General features: G+C 65.5%; 11 protein-coding genes and 2 pseudogenes. All 13 read left to right on the plus strand.

The features are described from left to right. Positions 1 to 281: 281 nt before the first annotated feature. Positions 282 to 1442 carry a Fic family protein gene (locus AC1ECW_RS15815; RefSeq protein WP_481202239.1) on the plus strand — a complete coding sequence of 387 codons (1161 nt, stop codon included), beginning with the start codon at positions 282 to 284 and terminating at the stop codon, positions 1440 to 1442. Positions 1443 to 1461: 19 nt separating this feature from the next. Next, positions 1462 to 3960, plus strand: a complete 2499-nt coding sequence (locus tag AC1ECW_RS15820) for a type I restriction-modification system subunit M (RefSeq protein WP_481202240.1) — start codon at positions 1462 to 1464, stop codon at positions 3958 to 3960. Then, the gene (locus AC1ECW_RS15825) at positions 3953 to 5209 is read left to right on the plus strand and encodes a restriction endonuclease subunit S (RefSeq protein WP_481202241.1); all 1257 of its coding nucleotides are present in this window, start codon (positions 3953 to 3955) and stop codon (positions 5207 to 5209) included. The genes AC1ECW_RS15820 and AC1ECW_RS15825 overlap by 8 nt, the downstream gene beginning before the upstream one ends. Positions 5210 to 5211: 2 nt before the next feature. Next, positions 5212 to 7044, plus strand: coding sequence for an AAA family ATPase (locus AC1ECW_RS15830; protein ID WP_481202242.1), 1833 nt, complete (start codon positions 5212 to 5214; stop codon positions 7042 to 7044). Next, positions 7044 to 10361, plus strand: a complete 3318-nt coding sequence (locus AC1ECW_RS15835) for a type I restriction endonuclease subunit R (RefSeq protein ID WP_481202243.1) — start codon at positions 7044 to 7046, stop codon at positions 10359 to 10361. Before AC1ECW_RS15830 ends, AC1ECW_RS15835 begins: the two co-directional genes overlap by 1 nt. Before the next feature lie 4 nt (positions 10362 to 10365). Further along, on the plus strand, positions 10366 to 11079 hold the full coding sequence (locus tag AC1ECW_RS15840) for a M48 family metallopeptidase (protein WP_481202244.1): 714 nt from the start codon (positions 10366 to 10368) through the stop codon (positions 11077 to 11079). Between the two features lie 5 nt (positions 11080 to 11084). Then, positions 11085 to 13466 carry an McrB family protein gene (locus AC1ECW_RS15845; RefSeq protein WP_481202245.1) on the plus strand — a complete coding sequence of 794 codons (2382 nt, stop codon included), beginning with the start codon at positions 11085 to 11087 and terminating at the stop codon, positions 13464 to 13466. A 14-nt stretch (positions 13467 to 13480) separates the two neighbouring features. Next, entirely contained in the window at positions 13481 to 14836 is a 1356-nt protein-coding gene (locus AC1ECW_RS15850) for an McrC family protein (protein WP_481202246.1), read from the plus strand. A 228-nt stretch (positions 14837 to 15064) separates the two neighbouring features. After that, complete coding sequence (locus AC1ECW_RS15855; protein ID WP_481202247.1) at positions 15065 to 15415, plus strand: DUF2793 domain-containing protein; 351 nt, start codon at positions 15065 to 15067, stop codon at positions 15413 to 15415. Positions 15416 to 15533: 118 nt separating this feature from the next. Next, entirely contained in the window at positions 15534 to 15836 is a 303-nt protein-coding gene (locus AC1ECW_RS15860; RefSeq protein WP_481202248.1) for a DUF6127 family protein, read from the plus strand. Next, positions 15833 to 16309, plus strand: a pseudogene (locus AC1ECW_RS15865) (hypothetical protein). The gene AC1ECW_RS15860 and the pseudogene AC1ECW_RS15865 overlap by 4 nt, the downstream one beginning before the upstream one ends. After that, positions 16306 to 16518 (plus strand): annotated as a pseudogene (locus AC1ECW_RS15870) (lysozyme); the annotation flags it as partial. The pseudogenes AC1ECW_RS15865 and AC1ECW_RS15870, both read left to right, overlap by 4 nt. 67 nt (positions 16519 to 16585) lie before the next feature. Beyond that, positions 16586 to 16739, plus strand: a 154-nt coding sequence (locus tag AC1ECW_RS15875; protein ID WP_481202249.1) for a transposase, incomplete at its 3' end; no start/stop codon positions are given.

Here is a 16739-nt window from a genome sequence, read left to right on the forward strand (position 1 = left end):
TCGCCTCGCTGCATCGCCAGAAAGCTGACGACGCAGCCCGCGTGACCCAGAAGACCCAAGAGTAAAGTCCATCAACCCCGCGGAAATGTTCCAAGCCAGTGGTACGGGAAACGGGGGCAGGTCAGGGTACGCATCATGGGCTCCGTGGCTGATGATGATGCGGTCATTCAGGCGCTGATCACCATCGAAGCCAAGGCGCGGAGTGCAGTTCGGCACTCACGCTATTGCTGGATTCGGCCTTTTGTGCAATAAATAACAATTCTTATTGCACAGAACCCGTCATGGAACGCGGCGCCACCGGCCAGTACGAAACTTCCATCGCGGCAGGCGAAACCTGCCGCGCGTTCGTGCCTGCGCCGCTGCCGCCCGACCCCGCGCTGGCTGTCGACGCCAGCCTGCAGGAGCGGCTGGACGAGGCCCACCTGGCGCTGGGCCGGCTGGACAGCATTTCCGTGCTGCTGCCGGAGACCTCGGTGTTCCTGTACAGCTATGTCCGCAAGGAGGCGGTGATGTCCTCGCAGATCGAGGGCACGCAGTCGTCGCTGTCGGACCTGATGCTCTACGAGGCCGAGGGTGCACCCGGCGTGCCCCTGGACGACGTGCGCGAGGTGTCCTGCTACGTCGCGGCGCTCGAACACGGCCTGGCCTTGCTCAAGGGCGGTCTGCCCTTGTGCACGCGCCTGATGAACGAGATGCACGCCAAGCTGATGACCCACGGCCGCGGCGCTGGCAAGGCCCCGGGCGAGGTGCGCCGCACGCAGAACTGGATCGGTGGCCCATCACCGGCCCGCGCCGCCTTCGTGCCGCCACCGCCGCAGCGCCTGGGCGACTGTCTGTCGGACCTGGAGAAGTTCCTCAACGACCAGCCGATCCGCCACTCGGCGCTGATCAAGGCGGCGCTGTCGCACGTCCAGTTCGAGACCATCCACCCCTACCTGGACGGCAACGGGCGCCTGGGCCGACTGCTGATCCCGCTGATCCTGGTGCACGAGGGCGTGCTGCGCGAGCCGCTGCTGTACCCGTCACTTTACTTCAAGGCCTATCGCAGCAACTACTACGAGATGCTGCAGCGGGTTCGCCTGCAGGGCGACTGGGAGGAGTGGCTGTGGTTCTTCGCCACCGCCGTGCGCTACGCGGCCGCGCAGGCCGTGGACACCGCCAAGGCGCTCAACGCCCTGGGCGAAGCCGACCGCGAGCGTATCCGCAGCCTGGGCCGTATCGCCCCGTCGGCGCTGCAGGTGCATCAGGCCTTGTTTGCCCGCCCGGTCAACACCATCCCGGCCATCGGCGCCGTCACCGGCCAGAGCCCGCACACCGTCGGCAAGATGCTCGACGCGATGATCGAGCTGGGCCTGGTGCGCGAAGTGACCGGCATGAAGCGCAACCGCATCTACGAATACACCGCCCACCTGGAACTGCTGAACCGGGAAGGCGAGTCATGAAAGATCTGGAAGACCACCGATGCCATTGACCCTGCCCCAACTGGAGCGCCACCTCTTCAAAGCCGCCGACATCCTGCGCGGCAAGATGGACGCCTCCGAGTTCAAGGAATACATCTTCGGGATGCTCTTCCTCAAGCGCTGCTCCGACGTCTTCGACCAGCGCCGCGAGGAGGTGATCCGCCTCGAGATGGAAGGTGGCAAGACCGAGGCCGAGGCACGGCTGTCGGCCGAGAACTCGCGCTGGTACAGGAAGGAAGGCTCGTTCTGGGTGCCGCCGCAGTCACGCTACGACTTCCTGCTCAACGAGGCCCACCAGAACGTCGGCGACTACTTGAACAAGGCCCTCACCGGCATCGAGACGGCCAACACCAGCCTGTACGACGTGCTGGAGCACATCGACTTCACGCGCAAGGTCGGCCAGAGCAAGATCCCCGACATCAAGCTGCGCCAGCTGATCACGCACTTCGGCATCCACCGCCTGCGCAATGAGGACTTCGAGTTCCCCGACCTGCTCGGCGCCGCCTACGAATACCTGATCGGCGAGTTCGCCGACTCGGCCGGCAAAAAGGGCGGTGAGTTCTACACCCCTCGCTCCGTGGTAAGGATGATGGTGCGGCTGATCAAGCCTTCACTGGCTCACGACATCTACGACCCCTGCTGCGGTTCCGGCGGCATGCTGATCGCCGCCAAGGAGTACATCGACGAGCATGGCGAAGACGGCCGCAAGGCCAACCTCTTCGGCCAGGAGTTCAACGGCACGGTGTGGTCCATCGCCAAGATGAACATGCTGCTGCACGGCATCAGCACCGCCAACCTGCAGAACGAGGACACGCTGGCCGAGCCGCAACACGTCGAAGGTGGCGAGCTGATGCGCTTCGACCGCGTGCTCACCAACCCGCCGTTCTCCCTGCCCTGGGGCAACACCGAGAAGAACGCCGACGGCACGCCCGCCTGGGCGCCCAAGTTCCCGGAGCGCTTCCGCTTCGGCCAAGTGCCGCTGGGCGCCAAGAAGGCCGACCTGATGTTCCTGCAGCACATGCTGGCCGTCACCCGCGACGGCGGCATGGTCGCCACCGTCATGCCCCACGGCGTGCTGTTCCGTGGCGGCGAAGAGAAAACCATCCGCGCCGGCATCATCAACGAAGACCTGCTCGAAGCCGTGATCGGCGTCGCGCCCAACCTGTTCTACGGCACCGGCATCCCGGCGTGCATCCTGGTGCTGCGCCAGCAGGTGCAGCACGGCGCCCACCGCGTCAGCGGCAAGCCGCCCGAGCGCCAGGGCAAGGTGTTGTTCATCAACGCCGACCGCGAGTTCTTCGAAGGCCGGGCGCAGAACCACCTGCTGCCCGAGCACATCGAGAAGATCGTCACCACTTTCGACGAATTCCGCGCCATCCCGGGCTTCTCGGCCATCGTGGACAACGCCACGCTGAAGGCCAACGACTACAACCTGAACATCCGCCGCTACGCCGACAACGCCCCGCCGCCCGAGCCGCACGACGTGCGCGCCCATCTGGTGGGCGGCGTGCCCAAGGCGGAAGTGGCCGACAAGGCGGCGCTGTTCGATGCCCACGGCCTGAACCCGCTGGACCTGTTCGTCGAACGGGACGCGAAGTACTACGACTTCAGGCCCGAACTCTCGAAGCGCCAGGACCTCAAGGCCGCCATCGAGGGCAACGCCGGGCTCGTGGCGAAGGAAGCCGCCATCCGCTCAGCCTTCGAGTCTTGGTGGCAGGCCCACAGCGCGCGCATCACGGCACTGGCCGGGCAAATGGACAACGCCGCCAGCCTCGTTGCCCTGCGCAACGACCTGCTGGCCAGCTTCAGCACCTCGCTGGAAGCCATTGGCCTGCTCGACCCCTTCCAGGTGCGCGGCATCGTGGCCGGCTTCTGGTACCAGACCAAGTACGACTTCCTCACCCTGATGGCGCGCGGCGCCAAGGGCGTGGCCGACGCCTGGCGCACCAGCATCGTCACGGCGCTGGAAGACAAGGCCAGCAAGGAAAGCCCGCTGGAGCACAAGCTGGTCAAGTTCCTGATGAGCGACTTCGTCGAGGCCATCCACGAGCTGGAGGCCAAGAAGGCCGAGCTGGACAGCCAGATCAAGGCGGCCAGCCCCAAGGATGCCGTGGCCGAAGATGGCGAAGCTACTGAAGCCCCGGACGAGGGCGCCGACGACGAGAACCCGGTCGATGAAGCCCAGATCAAGGCCTGGAAGAAGGAACTCGCCGTCATCAAGAAGCAGCTCAAGGCCAAGAAGGAAAGCTTTGCCGCGCACATCAACGCCGCCGTCGACGGACTGACGCCCGAAGCCGCCGCCGACCTGCTGCTGACCATCCTGCACAACGACATGCGCGCCATCGTCGAGCGCTACATCGCCGCGCAGCGCAAGGCCATCGTCGCCGCGTTCGAGAACTGGTGGGACAAGTACCGCGTGACGCTGACCGAGATCGAGACCAAGCGCGATGCGGCGGCGCAGGCGTTGCAGGGCTTCTTGAAAGGGTTGGGGTATGTCTGAGTTCGTAGCGCTCGGCGCCCACATCTCCATCCAAAAGGGCAAGGCTCCACTTGCTATAGGCGATCTCGGCATCGGCGCAGAGCCTTACCTGAATCCTGAGTACCTTCGAGGCCGAGCGTCAGTCGAGCTCGCGAAGGTAGGGTCAGACGCCGTGCGTGCTCAAGACGGCGACACCATCCTGCTATGGGATGGATCCAACGCGGGGGAGTTCTTCAAGGCGAGAGCGGGCGTGGTGGCATCGACCATGGCGAAGGTTTCACCCAGTCAAGCCTTTCTTTCTGCGTACTTCTTCCATGTCGCTAAGCATGCCGAGAGGTTTCTTAAGGCTCAGACCAACGGTACTGGAATCCCGCACGTCGATCGGGAGCTGCTTGAGGCGATCAAGGTCTACCGACCCGACACGCAGGATCAGCAAAGGATCGGCACGGTCCTCGACACCCTCGACACCGCCATCCACGAAACCGAGGCGATCATCGCCAAGCTCAAGGCCGTCAAGCAGGGCCTGCTGCACGACCTGCTGACGCGCGGCATCGACGCCAACGGCGAACTGCGCCCGCCCCAGGCCGAGGCTCCGCACCTCTACAAGGAGTCGCCGCTGGGGTGGATTCCGAAGGACTGGGATATCGCCCCGTTGGATGCAGTCTCGACCACTGTTACCAGCGGTTCTCGTGACTGGGCGCGCTTCTACGCCGACAGTGGCGCGCTTTTTGTTCGGATCGGCAATCTCACGCGCGAGCACATCAATTTTCGGTTTGACTCCACCATGTACGTGCGCCCGCCGCGAAACGCGGATGGTCAGCGGACGAGGCTGGAACCGGGTGACATCCTGATTTCGATCACCGCCGATCTGGGCATCGTGGGAGTCGTTCCCGATGGGATGGGGGAGGCGTACATCAACCAGCACATCGCCCTCGTGCGGCCCAGTCCGAGCGCCGTCAACCCGCGCTTCGTGGGCCACTACCTCGCCAGCCCGGTCGCACAGACCTACATCAGTAAGATGAACGATGCCGGCGCGAAAGCTGGCCTGAACCTGCCAACCGTTCGCGGGCTGCTTACAGCTCGGCCCGCGCGTACCGAGCAAAACCTCATCGCTGAACGGCTGGACGAGATCGACAACCGCATCCAGAACGCTGCAGCGGAATCTGCAAAGCTGCGCGACCTCAAGTCTGGCCTCATGGACGATCTCCTCACCGGCCGCGTCCGCGTCACGCCGCTGCTGGCCGCCGAACCATCCGAAGGGAGCGCCTGAGCATGCGCCTGCTGCACTACATCGAGATCGAGAACTTCAAGCGCTTTGGCGACAGGCAGCGCATCGAGCTGGACCACCCGGCGGTGCTGATCGGCCCCAACAACTGCGGCAAGACCAGCGCCATTCAGGCGCTGGCGCTGTGGTCGCAGGCGGTGCGCACCTGGTACGACGTGCGCAAGGACTCCTCCGCCAAGGAGCGCACCGCCACCTCGCTCAACCGCCTGAACATCGTGGCCGTGCCGGTGACGCGCACGCGCCTGTTCTGGCACAACGCCCGCGTGCGCACGGGAAACCAGGACATCCCGATGCGGCTGACCGTCGGGGTCGAACACCAGGGCCAGGTGAAGGCGCTGCCCATGCGTTTTCGCAGCCAGGGCGATGAGCTGGTGTACTGCACACCGGACGAGTCGGTGATCGGCGACCTGGACCTGATCCGCCACGCGGCGGGCCTGAAGGTGGAGCTGCTCTACCCCATGTCCGGGCTGGACACCGACGAGCCCATCCTCCAGCCCGGCCGCGTGGACGTGCTGCTGGGCCAGGGGCGCACCGCCGACGTGCTGCGCAACCTGTGCTTGGCGGTGGCCAAAGCGTCCGCCGACGATTGGCGGCGGGTGGCGCAACTGATGCAGCGGCTGTTCAACATCCAGCTCGGGGCACCGGAGGAAACCACGCGCGGCAGCATCACGCTGAGCTACCGCCAGCCGGGGGTGAAGGAGCCCTTGGATATCTCGTCGGCCGGCCGCGGCATGCTGCAGATGCTGCTCATCTTCGCCTACCTGTACTCGCACAAGGGCAGCGTGTTGCTGGTGGACGAGCCGGATGCCCACCTGGAAATCCTGCGGCAGAAGCAGGTGTACGTGCTGCTGCGCGATATCGCCCACGAAAACGGCTCGCAGGTGGTGATGGTCACGCACTCCGAGGTGATCCTGGACGAGGCGCTGGACACCAACTTGACCCTGCTGCTCGAAGGCCGCGCCGACGACCTTGCCAAGAAGCACGACATCCGCAACAGCCTCAAGCACTTTGGTGCCGACCACTACGTGAAGGCCCGCGAGCGCGGCTACGTGCTCTATGTGGAGGGTGGCACCGACGTGGACATGCTGCGCGCGCTGGCCGAGCGGCTGCAACACCCGGTCGCGGACGTCTGGGATGAGCGCGTCAACAGCTTCTATGTGCAGAACAACTACCCGCTGCAGGACGTGGACGCCGAGCTGGAGCGTGTAGAGGGCGGCTTCGGGCTGACGCCGCGCGATCACTTCAACGGGCTGCGCAGGCTGCTGCCCGAGCTGCGGGGGCTGGCCATCCTGGACAACGACGGCCAGAACCGCCAGGACCGCGACGAAGGCGCGTTGCAGATCCGCTATTGGCGGCGCTACGAAGCGGAGAACTACTTCATCACCCCTGAATTGCTGCGCGACCATGCCTATCGGCAATACCCGGCCGACGACCTCTTCACTCCGCAGGCCCGTACCCAGGTGGATGAGGCGCTGGCCGAGACGCTGCGCGACGAGGTGTTCGCAGGCAGCCAGGCGGATTACGACACGTGGGCTGCCTCCCCGGCCGATGCGGCTCGCCTGATCTGGGAGGCCCGCACCGAGCGGCTCAAGCTCAGCGCCGTGGCCGAATCGTTTTTCCGCCGCCTGGCGCAGCGGGTGGGCGGCGCGATGCTGCTCAAAAAGGGGGAGCTGCACCGGCTGATCCCGCACGCACAACTTTCCGCCGCGGCCGAGGCCGAGGTGCGCGCGAAGCTGGACCTGCTGCAACAGTTGTTCGAGCCCGCCCGGCACCGCGACGAGGTGGCAGCAGAGGATCCGGGTGAAGGAGCGGTGAGCTGATGGGCTGGGAACTCGAACACGTCGAAAAGCCCTTCGTCGCCCAGTTGCAGGCGCTGGGCTGGACCCATGTCGAAGGCAGTCTGGACGACCCGGCCATCACCGGCCGCGCGAGCTTCACCGAGGTGATCCAGGAGGGCATGCTGCGCGAACGGCTGCGCGCCCTGAACCCCGGCCCGGACGGCCAGCCCTGGCTGGACGACGCCCGCATCGCCGAAGCGGTCGGCGCCATCACCCGCCTCGGCACGCACAAGCTGATGGAGGCCAACCAGAAGGCCACCGAGCTGCTGATCAAAGGGCTGACCGTTGAAGGCCTGCCGGGCTGGGATGGCGGGCGTGGCCAGACCCTCCGCTACATCGATTGGGATACGCCGGCCAACAACCGCTTCACGGTCGTCAATCAGTACCGCGTCGATTGCCCGCCCGGGTTCAATAGCGCCAAGGCTTTCATCGTGCCCGACCTGGTGCTGCTGGTGAACGGCCTGCCGCTTGTCGTGGTGGAGTGCAAGAGCCCGTCCATCCCCGAGCCGCTGGCCGAGGCTGTGGATCAACTGCGCCGCTACAGCAACCAGCGCAAGGCGGCCTTCGAGATCGACGACAACGAAGGCAACGAGGCGCTGTTCACCACCAACCAGTTGCTGGTGGCCACCAGCTTTGACGAGGCGCGGGTGGGCTGCGTGGGCGCGGCCTTCGAGCACTACGCGCAGTGGAAGACGGTGGTCGGCCCGGACGGTGCCGGCAGCGAAATCGAGGTGGCCCAGGCGCTCGGCAAGTCGAGCCTGTCGGAGCAGGAGCGGCTGATCGCCGGCCTGCTGGCGCCCGCGCATCTGCTGGACGTGGTGAAGAACTTCCTGCTCTTCATGCAGGTGGGCGGCCAGACCATCAAGTCGGTGTGCCGCTACCAGCAGTACCGGGCGGTGAACAAGGCCATCGCCCGCCTCAAAACCGGCAAGACGCGACTGCAGCACGGTGAGCACGACCAGCGCGGCGGGATCATCTGGCACACCCAGGGCTCGGGCAAGAGCCTGACGATGGTGTTCCTGGTGCGCAAGATGCGCGCGGACGCGCAGCTGCGGCGCTTCAAGGTCATCGTCGTCACCGACCGCAAGGACCTGCAAAGCCAGCTCTCCGTGACCGCCACGTTGACCGGCGAGGTGGTGGAGGTGGCGGACAGCACCGCGGGCGTCAAAGCGCTGGCGCGGCGCAAGGGTCCGGGGCTGGTCTTCGCCACCATCCAGAAGTACCGTGACCCGGACACGACGGGTGACTCGCCGCTGACGGCACACGACCTGCCCAAGGTCGAAGAACCGAAGGCCAGCTACAAGGCCGGCGAGAAGTTTGAGGTGCTGAACGAGGACGACAGCATCCTCGTGCTGGTGGATGAAGCGCACCGCACCCAGGCCGGCGACCTGCACGCCAACCTGCTGGCAGGGCTGCCCAACTGTGCGCGCATCGGCTTCACCGGCACGCCGATCATCATGGGTGAGAAGAAGCGCACCCACGAGATCTTCGGCGAGTTCATCGACCGCTACACGATCAAGGAGGCCGAGGCCGACGGCGCCACCGTGCCGGTGCTGTACGAAGGCCGCACGGCCAATGGCGCCATCAAGGACGGCGCCAGCCTGGACGAACTGTTCGAAGATCTGTTCCGCCAGCACACGCCCGAGGAGCTGGAGGCGATCAAGCAGAAGTACGCCACCAAGGGCCACATCTTCGACGCCCCGGCCCTGATTGCCGACAAGGCGCGCGACATCATTCGCCACTACGTCACCCACATCCTGCCCAACGGCTACAAGGCGCAGGTGGTGGCTTACAGCCGGCTGGCGGCGACCCGCTACTTCGAGGCGCTGAAGGCGGCGCGCGACGAGCTGCTGGCTGAAAGCGAGGCGTTGAGCCCGCAGGACAAGGCGCTGGACGACGAGGCTCTGTGCCAGCGGCCGCCGAAGGTGCAGGCCGCCGTGCAGGCCTGGCGCTACCGCGAGACGCTGGCGCGCATCGAGTTCGCGCCCATCATCTCAGGGCAAAACAACGACGACCCGGCGTGGAAGACCTGGACCGACGGCGCGGTGCACGAGCAGCTGATCAAGCGCTTCAAGAAGCCCCTGTTCCACGCCGACCCCGTCAAGACCGACCCGCTGGCCTTTCTGGTGGTGAAGTCGATGCTGCTCACGGGCTTCGACGCGCCGATCGAAGGCGTGATGTACCTGGACCGGCCGATCCGCGAGGCGGAACTGCTGCAGGCCATCGCACGTGTCAATCGCACCGGCTTCGGCAAACGCTGCGGCATCGTCGTGGACTACTACGGGGTGGCGCAGCACCTGAAGGAGGCGCTGGCGGCCTACGCCGACGAGGACGTGGAAGGTGCGCTGGCCAGCCTGAAGGACGAGGTGCCGGTGCTGCGCGACCGGCACCTGCGCGTGGTGGACCTGTTCCGGCAGCGGGGCATCGAGTCGCTGGAAGACACCGAGGCCTGCGTCGAGGCGTTGGGCAGCGAGAAGCTGCGGGCCGAGTTCGCGGTGAAGCTCAAGGCCTTCCTGGCGTCCTTGGACACGGTGCTGCCGCGCCCCGAGGGTCTGCCGTACTCCGGTGACGCGAAGCGGCTGGCCTACATCTACGCCCGGGCACGCAACCGCTACAAGGACACGCCGGTTCTCGGCAAGGACGTCGGCGCCAAGGTGCGCAAGCTGATCGACGACCACGTGATCTCGTTGGGGCTAGACCCGAAGATCCCGCCGATCCAGCTGACCGATGCAGAGTTCGACACGCACCTTGCACGGGCAGCCAACGACCGCGCCAAGGCCTCCGAGATGGAGCACGCGATCCGCTCGCACATCCGCCGGCACACCGACGAAGACCCGGTGCTGTACCGCAAGCTGTCGGAGCGCCTGAACGACATCCTGACGGCCCTGGGCGAGCAGTGGAACGAGGTCATCTCCCAGCTGCAGAAGATCATCGACGAGCTGAAGAGCGGCAAGGCGGGCGCGGCCGATGCCCCGGGTGACCTGCCGGAGCACTGCGCGCCCTTCCTGCGTACGGTGCTGGACGTGGTGTGTGCCGGGCAGACGCCAACGCCGGCCGAGCTGCTGCGGCTGAAGGACGTGACCGTCAAGCTGGTAGACCTGCTGGTTCAGGAACTGCAGGGCAATCGCAACATCTGGACGCCGAGCAAGCGGGCCGATCAGGACAACCTGAATGCCCAGTTGTTCGAGCATCTGATGCGGGTGCGCCCGCCGCTGGTGGATGCCGACAAGGCGGGCGTTCTGGCCGACAAGCTGATGGAGCAGGCGCGCGCCAACCACGACAAGCTGGTGCAGGTGTGAACCGATGCTGGCACCGGTGAAGTCGCCCAAGCTCCAGGTGGACGACCTGCAGTTCCAGGTGCGGCGAAGCGCGCGCCGCAGGACGATGCAGATCACCGTGGAGCGTGATGGAGAGTTGGTGCTGTCGGCGCCTCCTGAGGTGGACGAGGCCACGCTGCGCACTTTCGTGCTGGAAAAGCGCTTCTGGATCTACACCAAGTTGGCCGAGAAGGACCGCCTGCAGCGCCAGGTGCCGCGCAAGGCGTTCGTCGGCGGCGAGGGTTTCCTGTACCTCGGCCGCAGCCATCGGCTGAAGCTGGTGGACGCGCAGGACGTGCCGCTGAAGCTGGCGGCGGGGCGCTTCTGCCTGCGCCGGGATGCCGTGCCCGCTGCCCGCGAGCACTTCATCCGCTGGTACAGCGAGCGTGGCAAGGCCTGGCTGGCCAGTCGGGTGGCCGAGTACCAGACGCGCATGGAAGTCTCGCCGGTTGGCGTGAAGGTGCAGGATCTGGGCTACCGCTGGGGATCGTGCGGCAAGGGGGACTGGCTGTACTTCCACTGGAAGGCGATCCTGCTGCCGGCGCGCATCGCCGAGTACGTGGTGGTGCACGAGATCGCCCACCTGCACGAGCCGCACCACACGCCAGCGTTCTGGCTGCGTGTCGAGCGCGCCATGCCGGACTACGCGCAGCGCAAGGCCTGGCTGGCTGAGCACGGGATTGATGTCGAAGGGATCTGAGAACGATGGCGGACTACTTCACCAGCGACCACTTCAAGCTGCTGAACCGTTGGAAAGGGCAGAAGCGCGACGAGTCGAACCCGGAGCAGAATCGCGCTTACGAGGACCTCAAGAAGGCCTATGAGGTGACCGAGGCGTGGGCCAACAAGGTCAAGGATGCGTTGTTCCCGATGGGCCTTGTCGAAATCCGCAAGCGTCCAACGAACCAGGGCAACAACTTCGCCAGCTACAACTGGGCCAAGATCTACCCATCGTCGGAATCACCGAAGGAACTCGCCTACACGGTCGGCATTGGCGCCGATGACGGGTTCGTGGTCAAGATCGACACGGTCGGGCTCGACGATTCGAACGCAACGCGTCGCGCCTATCTGGCGCTGCGCGGCGCCTACGACAACACGGCGCCCTTTGTTGCCAAGTTGCCGGCGGCCGAGGGCCTGGAGAAGTCGCTGGACCAACTGGCGGCGTGGAGCGTCGAGGCGATTCGGACCTTCAAGCTTCGCTACGACGAGGTGGTCACCAAGCTCAACCTCGGCAAGACGCTGAGCGACGAGGATCTGCTCAAGCACTTTGACGGCAAGCCGGCGTTCCAGACCTTCCGCGCATCCTGGTCGCCGCAGGACAAGGCGCTGTTCTGCCGGTTGGCCAGGGCGGTACACGCTGCCGGGTTGGACTGGTGGCACATGGGCAAGGGTATCCAGGTGCGCTTCGGGCGCAAGAACCCGGGCAGTGAGCGAGCAGTGGGTGTGCTGGGCGTCGTCCGCGGGACCCGGGCCCGCAAGCTCACCTGGACCCGCCCCGTGGGGCCGGTCGCCAAGCTCAACCGCGAACTCCTGACCGACGACCTGGTGTCGAGGATCGAAACGGCTCTCTCGACCGAGCGCGACTCACTGGAGGACTGGCTGGTGCTCGAAACCGAGCGGCCTGGTCTATGGCCCGACCAACTTCGGGACGATCCTCTCGATCCGGGAGAGGACACGGACGACGACGAGGCCAGCGATACCGAGGAGGCGCGGCAACCCGTCAATCGCATCTACTACGGCCCGCCCGGCACCGGCAAGACCTACGAGCTTTCGAAGCTGCTCAAGCGGGAGTATGAGCAGGCCATGACCGCCGTGTCGGCCGAGGAATGGCGCAGCCAGTTCATCGCCGAAAAGATCGCGGTGCTCAAATGGTGGGAGGCCGCCGTCGCCGCGTTGTACGACCTCGGCGGCAAGGCCAAGGTCGCGCAACTCTTCGACCATCCGTTCATTCAGGCACTGGCGGCGGCAAAAGCTCGAACCGAGAACATCAAGCAGACGCTTTGGGGCACGCTGCAACACCATACGGTCGAGGAATCCAAGACCGTCAATATCAAGCTTCGACTGGCTCCAGCGATCTTCGACAAGGCTGCTGACTCGACCTGGCACTTTGCCGGTGAGTGGCAGGAAACGTGCGCAGACCTCATCGAGACCGTCAAGGCATACCAGGCTGGCCCCCAATCAACCGGCTTGGTCCAGCGCTACAGCTTCGTCACCTTCCATCAGTCCTACGGTTACGAGGAGTTCGTCGAGGGTCTGCGGCCGGTGCTCGACGGTGAGTCGGAGGCCGGCGAGATCCAGTACGAGATCCGCTCGGGCGTCTTCAAGGATCTGTGCCGCCGCGCTCGGTCTGCACCGGACCAGCGATTTGCGATGGTGATCGACGAGATCAACCGCGGCAACATCAGCAAGATCTTCGGCGAGCTGATCACCCTGATCGAGCCCGACAAGCGCGAGGGCGCCGAGAACGCCGTGTCGGTGACGCTGCCCTACTCGGGCGAGAGTTTTTCGGTGCCAGCCAACGTGGACATCATCGGCACCATGAACACGGCAGACCGGTCACTCGCGCTGTTGGACACCGCGCTGCGCCGTCGCTTCGAGTTCGTGCCGGTGATGCCGGATGCCCGCGATGCCCCGGGCGCGCCCCTCGCGGGCTTGCGAGTGAGCGCGGGCGAGCAGGTGATCGACGTTCCCCGAATGCTCGATGCCATCAACCAGCGCATCGAGGCGCTGTACGACCGCGACCATTGCATCGGCCACGCATATTTCACGCCCCTGGCCAAGGTGCCCGATGGCGACGAGCGGCTGGTCGCCTTGCAGCAGGTCTTCAGCACCCGCATCCTGCCGCTGCTCGAAGAGTACTTCTTCGAGGACTGGCAGAAGATTCGTCTCGTTCTGGCCGATAACCAGAAGCCGGAGGCCGCGCAGTTCGTGCGTGAGAGCGCCGACCACGAGGACGATCTGGCGCGCCTGTTCGGTAGTGACCACGGCCTGGACAGCTACGCCACGAAGCGCCGCTACGCGGTTCAGGATGCCGCGTTCTCCAATCCGGATGCCTACATCGGCATCTACCAGACCTTGTCGGCCTGACTGCCGGAGCCCTGGTGAACGGCATCACGATCTACGAGTTCGACGCGCTGACGGCGGCGGACTCGGGCATCGGCGCTGGCGAGGGGCTGCACGGCATCCCGGCCAGGGTGTACGGATGGCTTGAGGATCAGTGTTTACGGGCCGCCGAGGAAGGCGAGGCTGCGTGGCTGCGCCTCACCCAGCGCCGAGGGCACCGTGTCGTGCAGGTCACCAGCTTCGTCGGCGTCATCCGCGCGCCAGATGGATTCCAGATCGAGGTGCTGCCAAAGGTCGGTAAGGCGATCGGCGGTGGCGCCAACGAGGCGCGCCAACTGCTGATCGAGATGCTCTGCTGCCTGCAGGGCTTCCGCCACATCCAGACCGACAGCGCCAAGATCTCGGCGGCGCGCATGCCGTTGCTGGAGGTCTTCATCGCCGAGTTTCTGCGCACGGTCGAGAACATCGTCAAGCGCGGACTGCGCAGCGACTACTGCAGCCGCCAGGACAACCTCTTCGCCCTGCGAGGCAAGCTGCTGATGGCGCCGCATTTGCGGCAAAACCTGTACCGGGCGGACCGCTTCTTCACCGAGCACGACGAGTTCTCGACCGATAGACCTGAGAACCGCGTGTTGCACGCGGCATTGCGGCGTGTGTTGACGCTGGCCGCGTCGCAGGGCAACCAGCAACTGGCCCGCGAGCTGCAGTTCGTGTTCGCGGATGTGCCAACGTCGGCGCAGCCGAGGATCGACTTTCAGCGGGTGCGGTTGGACCGGGGCATGGGGTACTACGCCGATGCGTTGGCGTGGGCCCGTCTCATCCTCGACGAGGAGTCGCCATTGACCGGCTCGGGCGGCCACCGGGCGCCGTCGCTGCTGTTTCCGATGGAGGCAGTGTTCGAGGCATTCGTCGCCAAGCACCTGGCCCGGCAACTGGCACGGCCGCTGATCCTGAAAACCCAGGCTCGCAGCCATCACCTCGTTCGACATCGCGAGCAGAACTGGTTTCGGCTCAAGCCCGATCTGCTGATTCGGGACTCCGGCCGAGATGCACTGGTGCTGGACACCAAGTGGAAGCTGCTGGACGGTTTGAAGGCGAGCGGCACCGACAAGTACGGCCTGTCTCAAGGCGACTTCTATCAGTTGCAGGCGTACGGCCAGAGCTATCTGGACGGCCAGGGCGATGTCGTTCTCATCTACCCAAAGACTGCAGCCTTCGACCAGCCGTTGCCGGTGTTCGAGTTCCCCAAGTCGGAGGGTTTGCGGCTCTGGGTGTTGCCGTTCTGTCTCTCGTCGCGGCGACTCGTGATTCCTTGTGACACGGCATTTGTCCAGGCGTTTGAGGACAACTGCGCCGCGGAGTCCGTCGAAGCGGAGTTATCTGCCTCTGGTTGACAACTACAAGTCCGCGGGAGCCCGCTCGTCTACTATCGAGCTCAATGGGCAGTTTTTACAATGGACAACCATCCACCACCACTTACCCAAAACCCAACCCTTATCGGTTGGGTTTTTTTCTGCCCGGAACGCCAGTGTTGGCGCGGTTTCCGGCATGGTCCTCGTGAGCGCCAGTCCTCTCAAGGTTCGGAGCCTCCGAGAAAGCCGGGGCGGTTCAGGAACCCGCCCATGCCGCAATTTGATCCGAACCTGGGCCTGGCCTACGGCTGGACGCTGGGCGAGTCCGGCTGGCACACCGAGATGGACGCCAACCTCAAGCGCCTGGGCGCCATCGTGGGCCTGTCGGTCGCAAGCCGCACCGTGACCACCCCACCAGCCAGCCCCGCCGAGGGCGATCGCTACATCGTGCCGGCTGCCGCCACCGGTGTGTGGGCCGGCAAGGCCAATCAGATCGCCGTGCGTATTGCGGGTGCCTGGGAATACCACGTGCCGAAAGTCGGCTGGCTCTGCTACATCGAGGACGAGGCTGTGCTCTCGGCCTACAAATCGGCTGGCTGGAGCGCCGGCATCCCCGTCTGATTCAGCACCCCAATCCCTCATCCCCAAACCCGCCCGCGTGGCGGGTTCGTCGTTTTGGCTCCGGCATCACGTGGCTGTGCCACCTGAGCCCCGAGTCCCCTTCGTTGTGGAGAACCCCATGACCGAACCTCACGACACGCCCGCGCTCGTCGAGAACATGCTCCTCTTGCGCAAGGAGGATTTCGACGAGCTGCTCGACCGCGCCGCCGAGCGCGGCGCCGAGCGTGTTCTCGCCCACCTGGGCCTGGAGAACGGCCACGCCGCCCGCGACATTCGTGAACTGCGTGACCTGCTGGAGGCTTGGCGTGATGCCCGCCGCACGGCTTGGCAGACCGCCGTCAAGGTCATCACCACCGGCCTGCTTGCCGCTCTGCTGGTCGGCGCTGCCATCAAGCTCAAGCTGATGGGAGGCGGGCAATGATCGAGACCTTGCTCGGTGGGCTGCTGGGCGGGGTCTTCCGTCTCGCGCCGGAAATCCTCAAATGGCTCGACCGCAAGGGCGAGCGCAGCCACGAACTGGCGATGCAGGACAAGGCACTGGAGTTCGAGAAGCTGCGCGGCGCGCAGCGGATGGCCGAGATCGGCGCCGGGGCGGATGCGGCTTGGAACGTCGGGACCCTCGAGACCTTGCGCGAGGCCGTCGCCGCGCAAGGGCGACGATCCGGCGTGCGCTGGGCCGATGCCTAGTCCTCCAGCGTGCGGCCGGTGATCACCTACTGGTTCATGGCGTTGTACTGCGCGGCCAAGATGGCGGCGTTCGCGGCCGCTGTGACTGCCGGTGCAGGTTGGGGAACGGCGATCCTGCACGCCTGGACCGAGGCCGATCAGGCGCTGTGGGCCGGGGTGCTGAACTTCTGGTTCCTCGGACGGGTATTCGACCGGGTGCGGCGGTGATCACGGTTCCGCAGGCGGCCATCGATCTGGCCAAGCGCTTCGAGGGCTTCCACCGCGTGCCCAAGCACGACCCCGGGCGCGCTCACCCGTACCTCTGCCCGGCCGGCTACTGGACCATCGGCTACGGGCATCTGTGCGACCCGAAGCACCCGCCGATCACGAAAGGCGAGGCCGAGGCCTACCTCGCACAGGATCTGAAGGTGGCGCTGGTGACCTGCTCCCCGAAATCCGTACCACGGCAAAGGAACAAAATCCGCGCAACGCAAAGGAAGCGCGATGCGCAAGAGCAGGTACACGGAAGAGCGGATCATTGGGTTCATCAAGCAGGCTGACGCCGGCGTGAACGTGGCGGACCTGTGCCGCAAGGAAGGCTTCAGTACGGCCACGTTCTACAAGTGGCGGGCGAAGTTCGGCGGCATGGAGGCCAGCG

This window comes from Caldimonas hydrothermalis, from assembly GCF_056746695.1.